The sequence below is a fragment of the Microvirgula sp. AG722 genome, assembly GCF_003269145.1.
GTDB classification, from domain to species: Bacteria; Pseudomonadota; Gammaproteobacteria; order Burkholderiales; family Aquaspirillaceae; genus Microvirgula; species Microvirgula aerodenitrificans.
Genome location: NZ_QLTJ01000033.1, coordinates 1 through 7,410, shown reverse-complemented (window position 1 = coordinate 7,410; position 7,410 = coordinate 1). Strand labels below are relative to the sequence as shown.

At 53.8% G+C, this 7,410-nt stretch carries 3 protein-coding genes; 1 reads left to right on the top strand and 2 read right to left on the bottom strand.

Annotated elements, in window-relative coordinates:
• Positions 1–135: IS3 family transposase (locus DFO50_RS18585; RefSeq protein WP_146745109.1), on the top strand; the 135-nt coding region annotated here is incomplete at its 5' end.
• 13 nt (positions 136–148) lie between these two features.
• Here DFO50_RS18585 and DFO50_RS18580 read toward each other — a convergent pair.
• Together DFO50_RS18580 and DFO50_RS18575 are read right to left on the bottom strand one after the other, a co-directional pair.
• Positions 149–5,866 (bottom strand): hypothetical protein, encoded by a 5,718-nt coding sequence (locus DFO50_RS18580; RefSeq protein WP_146745156.1) that lies wholly within the window; start codon positions 5,864–5,866, stop codon positions 149–151.
• A 276-nt stretch (positions 5,867–6,142) separates the two neighbouring features.
• Positions 6,143–7,060 (bottom strand): hypothetical protein, encoded by a 918-nt coding sequence (locus DFO50_RS18575; protein ID WP_112693011.1) that lies wholly within the window; start codon positions 7,058–7,060, stop codon positions 6,143–6,145.
• Positions 7,061–7,410 lie beyond the last annotated feature (350 nt).

The window sequence follows — 7,410 nt, the reverse complement described above, 5'->3', positions numbered from 1 at the left end:
AAACGGATCTACAAAACCCGCGATCTGGCCCGCTCAGACGTGTTCGACTACATTGAAGCTTTTTACAACCGCACCCGCCGCCATAGTCACCTGGGCGGCATCAGTCCCGAGGCCTTCGAACGGGCCTCGGCGTGAGGCAGGTATTTGTCTACTGACCCCGGGACAGTCCAGACGTGCGCTCTGACATTCCCAACGTTTCCAGTGCTGGACGCATGAACTGACTGGTCAGCCCCAAGGCCGGCGAACCGACGATGGCGGTTACCGAGAACGTCTTCTCCCGCCCTTTCGGATCGAGGTGTTTCAAGAGCAGCTGCTCATCGCGACGAGTGAGGGGCGATGGATAGCCGTCACACTTCCGGTGCGCCGACAGCGGGTCCTCGGCCGGCGCATCCACGAGGCGCAGCAATTTGTCGGTCGCCTTGTTGCGGTCGCCAATCAGCCGCAGGATGCTCGGATTGCGCAGCGAATACTTGCGGCCATCGAGACTCTTCAGGATACCCAGGCCGATCATCTCATCGAGGAATGCCTCGATGTTTCCCTCGCTGGTGGTACTGAACCATTGTGGCGCCCACTTGCGGGCAACGCCAAGCACGCGGCTGGCCGTGACGCTACGCTCCCCATTGAGTACCCCCTCAGCAATCAGCCCGTACACGATCACGCCATAACGGCGGTCGACGTTCAGAGTGTATTCAAAGCGTGACTGAATCCGATCCTGTACGTCCTCATCCTGGTTCACCCATTCGAGGTGGCTCGAGGTGATTTTCGCGTCGCCGATCTTGAGGCGGCCATCCTTGTGCAGATGCTCAAGCAGCTTGGCGCAATAGACCTGGATCAAGCCCGGATGGCGGTTAGTTACCACCAGTATTTGGTTGATCAGCATCGGATCGGCGAAGTAATAACCAGCAATGGCCAGAGGCTCCTGCACCAGATCGATCGCATCCTGCGTTTCCAGAATCGAGACCTGCAGAGAGTCACCGAGCTGGTTGAGCGGCACATTCGGCACCTGCTCGAAGCGCTTTACGTTTTGCAAGCCGGCGATCACCACCTTCAGCGGACTGTTCGGCGTCTGCACGAAGTTGACGATGGCGCGGAACAGCTTAAAATCCTTCTTGGAATCCAATTCCAGCAGCGGATCGACTTCATCGAGACACAGCAGCACGCGCTTACTATTACCCGGGTTGTTCAAGGCCTGGCGAATCGTGATTTCCTCGTCGTCTGCGTTGGGCAACGTCTCCGAGGAGTGCAGGAATTTCGCCTTGTACAGCAGTTGATGAATCTCGTTGAATAGCCAAGAGCGGCAATTCTCCCAAGCCTCGTCGATCGGGCCGACCATGGTCTGATCAACGCGTGTGTAAGCGGCAACGTCATTGTTCTTCTGCACAAGTCGAACCGCTTCATGCAGGATCGTTGTTTTACCCAGCTGGCGGCCACCGTAAACCACGGCATTGCTATGCGGGCGGGTCAACTCATAGGACTGCTTCAGGCGGCCATAGCGCATCTCCGGCTTGGCAGGCATGAGGGTGTCGCCCTTGTGGTACGGATTGAACCCAGTCCACGGTGCCGTCATCTGCAGCCACGTCTTCAACACCTTGTCTTCGGCTATATTATTCATACCGAGATAAGCAGCCATCACCGGGTCGATATGGTAGATGGCCAGATTGCGCTGCTTGGTCAGTACGGCCAACTCTTCACGCATGGTGGCATCCATGACCTTGGGCGAAATCAGAATATCGCGTTTGCCGTAGGCCTCGCGTTCAACGCACTCGATCAGATCCTTGGTTTGCCAGTCCCCGACTCCAATGAAGACTCGCACATCGTTGTGTTCTGCACTGTTTCCGGTCTCCCCATCGAAATAGGGAAAGCCGCGACCAGTATCGCCACGGAACACCTTGATCGTAAGCGCGCGGAACGCCCCCTCATTACGAATCCCCGACGGAGGGGTTCGAGGAACGACCTGCATGCCAAGGTAACCGAGAATCTCGCGCACATTGGCGATCACGGGGTTGTCAAGGTTGAGTTTGCGATCGAGGTGCCAACTGGTCAGGGTCTCGATAACCTCTTTGGTTTTGGCGCGCGAATGGGAAAAATCAAAGCCCTTCTGCTGCAAATTCACCAGGCTTCGCCAGGCCTCACGCGGGTTTGGATGCGCGCGTAAGGCCGCGTAGATGGTACCCTGTGCCGCCACGAATCCTTCCAGGTTCGTGTTCCGAACCATCGCGATGTCCGAGAGTTTTTCACGCTTATCGATTGAATGCTCAAGCTGGCTGATCATTTCCGTAACCAGCGGCAACATGCGTGATTGCAGGGCCTGCTCTGCCCGTTGACGCCAATCTACCGGTACGGCTTCCTCGCCCATCAGATCGATAGCCTTACCGATCAGCGAGTGCAGCTTGACTTCGTCATCTTCCACACGGCGACCTAGCTTGGCTTCGATCTCGCGCTCTATGCCTTCAACTTCCTCGCGGATATCGGTCAACCCTTCGTAAACTGTACGAGCTTCGATTTCTTCCTTCAGTGCCTCCAGCAGCTGCTGCTTGTTAGTCGGCTCCTCCTCGTCATTAAAGATCTCGGCAAGCAACGCGTTATCGAGCAGGATTTCAGCAAGCCGCAACTTCTTCACGAGGTCCTTGCGCACCTGGGTTTCCAGCGCCTGCACTGCAGAGCGCCGCATCTCCCGACCTGCAAGTTGTGGAAACGTCCTGAGCAACACTTGTGTGGTGACGCTGTCTTGTGCCGCCATCGCTTGGTCGAACAGCGCATTTTTATCCACTGGATGAGAAAGCCAAGTCGTGATGCTACTCAGACTTCCGAGCGAATCAGTTAAGGGCTTGGTCAGAAGAAGGGTCGCATAGGGCAGCTCCTGTACCGCTCGGGTTACCACCGGTTCCACTACCGTTCCACTTTGTCCATCCACGACGGCCAGCACTTGTATGAGCACATTTTGAAACAGGGCGTAGTTGGCTTTTTGTGCAACCCCGACGGCGTGGGCCTTCTTCTCGGCCACGTAAGATGCGGCATTCCTCATCAAACTGATAAGACGCTTAGCTGCGTCGCCAATATCGGCCTGGCGTCCCGATGCGTTGTTCCGCAAGCTAAGCCAAGACAGAAAGATGTCGCGCAGAGCCTGGATGGTCGTGTGGAACTGGTTCATTGGCGTTCTACCAATGACGCTGTTGCTTGCGATGTCCATCATGCGGATTTGCCGGGTGAACAGATCGCGCCGCGCTTCTTCGGACTCATAGGTATCGAGGAAATGCTCGACCGCATAGAGCTTGCTCCAATCTGCCTCATGGACGGCCTCGATGGCCTCTTTAAAATCCGGCAGGTCAAAACAGGCTGACAAAGCCTTGCGCGTTGGGGCCCAACCCACCTGTTTGGAGCGTACTCGGTCGATTACATCGTCCAGCAACGATTGCAGCTCACGAATACGCACCTCCTCTGCCTCAGCCGGCGTGACCATCCGTAGTGCATCAATATCGAAGTAGATGTTGCGATTACTGGATACGACCACTTCATGAATCAGCCGCTGCAATTGTGGGTCCACCATGTCCTCGCAAGAGGCCAGAATTCGCGGTGCCGCCGTGCTGTTGCCGGCGAAAATGGCGGCCTGGAACGACGCCGAGAACAGCAGCCCCGGCACGATCGCCTTGGTCTGCCGACGCAGCAGCATTTCATCGATGCGCTGTGGCGGGATAAAGTTCAGCAGCGAGCGTATCTTGCCAAGCGACGCATCCTGGTTTGGCCAGACATGTAGTCCGGTGTACGAGCTCTGTAGCACATCGCGTTCAATGACGTCCCCCTGCAGAGTGACATCCTGTCGGTTTGCTAGGTCCCAAGTTGCCAAAGCGTTGGGGAGTTCGCTCTTCGCCAGCCAGTGAACGATAGCGCTATCGACCAGAATGGCGGGCAACACTCCATGCTTGGACGTGATGCTCTGAACGTGAGCGACCAATTCCTCAGTGTCTTCCAAAACTTGCAATGTGGAAGGATGCAGTTCTAGTTCTTCGAACCCGGCAAGTGAGTCTTCGGTTTCTTGTGGCGGCGCCACATCCTCCTCGATTTGGTGCTCTGGTGCCGGACTAAAGACCACCTTCATCACGGCAGCCTCCGGGACGAACCCAGCCTCTTCCGTTTCACCTGTGGCCGGCGCCAGCACCTGTCCGGCCTGCGCCGTCACGACTTCAACTAACACAGTAGCTTCGGGGGCATTTTCATCCAACGGGGCCTCAAGAGTCGGCACAGGCTCGACCTCGAGCGTTGGTATCACTGTGACCTCAACCTCCTCTGTTGCTGGGGCTTCGGTCACTCTCTCGGTTGGCATCGTGACGGGCATGCTGTCAAACGACAGCAATGCCTGCACGGACTCAGGATGGACCTTTGCCTGTTCGAGTGAGATGTCCTCGGCCTCTTCCATATAAGCGGGCAGGTCGTCCAAGGTGATGTCGCCCGGCAGCAAGGCAGCAGCAGCGATTTCTTCGACCTCAATCAGATTTTGCTCTGCCTCACGCAAGGTGCTCTCTGCCTGCGTTACCGTGGCCGCAGTCTCGCGTCGAGTCGTAAAATTTGCCCTCGCCTTGGCTGCTTTTGCGGCCTTCAACCCCACCTCGGCTTCGTCCAGGGCAATCCGACAAGTCTGGAGCCGTTGCTCATGGGCCTTGGCCGCCTCTTCGATCTCGAGCAGGCGACCATGAAGGTAATCAGGGCTGACCGGTACTTGTACGGCCTCGTATAGGGAATGAACCCAGGCCTTGGTGAAGGCAACAATGAATGTGTGATCTTCAAACAAGGAGATACCCAGTTGCTTACCTAGCATCACAACTTGATGAGCGAACATCTGAAGCTTTTCAGCCAGTGCCGTCTGATCGATCTGAAGGGTACTACACAAGCGTGGCAAGTTATCGGCGACAAATGCCATTACCATATCGGCATGGGCCATATCGTACGGAGTCCGCGCTCCAGCCTCGGCGAGTTGCAGTAAGCTGGCGTAAAAATCTTGCAGGGTCGTTGGTTGATCGGCTTGGATCGACTCATTATCCACCTGGAGGACAGGGGGCGTCTCGCAGTCGTCGTTCCCCGCATCAACCTTGGGGGTGGAGTCATCCAAGAAGGATAGGCCGGCATTGGCCTTGAGTACGGCCTTGAAGTAATTGAGGAGAATCCCTGGCTGTGATTCTAAAACTGGTTTGATTGTCTCAACGCCAAGCAGAGTGAATATACCGTAAAACACATCCGTCAGTTGTGCTTGCTCCTCCTCTCTCAGCGTACCCCATCGATCAAATTCAACCATCGCCGAGGAGTAAATGCCAATTACTTTGCGGTACAGGCGCTGAATATTTTCAGATTTTTTTGCAATCTGTGGAGATGATTTTCCGCTCGACATGCCCTTGGCTATTTTATTGAAATAATTCTGATTGTCGCCAGCCCACCACTCTAAAAAAAACGATTCAGATGGATGACTATCTGAAGTTTTTTCAAAATTAAGCTCACCATGACTCTCTTCGGCATCTGCGCTAGGCCCTAACTGCCCCAACAACCACCCTGGTTTGAATTTTTCAAAAACGACCGCCTCCCAACTCGGCGCACGCTCACCTTCCAAAAGGACATTTTGCCCATTATCCAAGTAACGACAACATGCGTCTCGGAAAATATAACTCCGTGCCGCTCGGGTCTGTAGGGCTAAATGCATTTTATGCAACTTAGCCTGCCGCCGCATTGATCGGTTCATATTGAGCCGTTCAAGTATATATTCCGGCTCCGAAGAGTCCTTCCCCGGCCGAATCACCCAAGAATCTGGAAGCCCAGTAAGGTTTCTGTTCATCCAGGACAAATCTTTGGAAAATTCATCTAGTCGGGAAAGCATGTCCATTTTCAAGCCCTTATTTTGACCATTTATTAAGAAGCACTTTTTAATTTCCAGTGACTACAAAGTGCCTCACTGACTACAGGTCTCTTAAAAAATCGTTAATAGAAAAAGTGCAACTTCAATTTTATCAATTGCTATGATCTTTCGTATGATAGCCTGGTTTTTGCCAAACCAACCTAAATCCATGCATATTAAACCTATCAAAACTAAAAACATGCTCGGCAGGAGACTCTTCGCCGTGTCCGACCAGTCTATTTGGAAATTGACGCCCTCCTCTTCTCAGCAGAACTCGAGCAGAACAGATTGGCACTGAGCGCTGCAGCGAACAAAACGCATCTCCTTTTTCGCACCAGATGGGTCATCTGAAAGAGTTATCAACTCTAGTTGCGCGTGGTCTACCTCGTTGAATGCTGTAAATAGCAATGGAGCCATCGTGATGCGCCAGTTGACCAACAGAATATAAGGCCCTAGACAAAGAACACCAACGATTCCTACTACAGTAGCGGAGCCAACTAGCTTAATAAAATCAGAAAAGCTATGTTGGCCATAAACTATCGAGAGAAAAGACAGGAAAAGGTAGAAACCGACAGCGATGAAGGTGATCAAGCAGTACGCGAGAAAAAGCCATTTTCTCCAGCCATACAGTTTGAATCCTGACTTGAGGTGCCACCCAACCCACCAAGCGGGTTGAATCTGGGTATCCATGATGTACTGGACAGAGGTGTTCGTGGTGGGCGTTGTGAACTGGTTGGAAGCGGTTTGCTTTTGGGTAACAGCAATGTAGCGGAAGAAATACTTGGAGGTGTTACCTGAGCCGCCTTTGCTAGCCTGCTTGGCCGGCAAGCAGAGGCCCGAATGGCTGTGCTGGACAGCCCAGCTTCTTAATCCCTCACCATGCATCTCATCAAGGCCTTGCAAGACCTTCCAGATCGGAGCCAGCCACCTCGATGCAGACTTGTCACTAGTCTCACCAAAGCAGGCCCGGGGGTTCTCAGCCTCATATGGCGTACTGCCATTCCCCTCCCCAACACGCTGGATTTCATAGTCCAACCACGCCTGCAACACACGATACAGCTTCGTCATCTTTCGCACATGCCGAAGGAAGCCCTGCAGGCATAGCGACCCTGACAGATAGTCTTGCGGACTAGCCAGGTCATCGTCGACTACCATTTCCTTTTGTTTTTCAATCGCTTCCATAACTGTCCAAAACAGTTTTATGACAATTCGTGACTATTCTATCCGCATAACGGGCTCTAGCGTGACTTCTGTGTTCAACACCCGAAGTAAACGCCATGACCAGCGCTAGCCAACCGATGATGACCTTCGCCCTCGCTGACGAGGGGCGAATGGTCCACGTACACTGTCAAGCCCTGTGATAGCTACCTAATCAATCCAAAATTTTTCACCCACATATCACCCACCCGGTAACAGGCAGTGACACCCCGTCACTGCCTTCCTCTGCCTGCCCTGGCTCACCACCAGGGCATTTTCCCGGGAGTCTGATATGTCTCATCTCATCGAAACCATGGCCTATGTCGGCCAAGTCC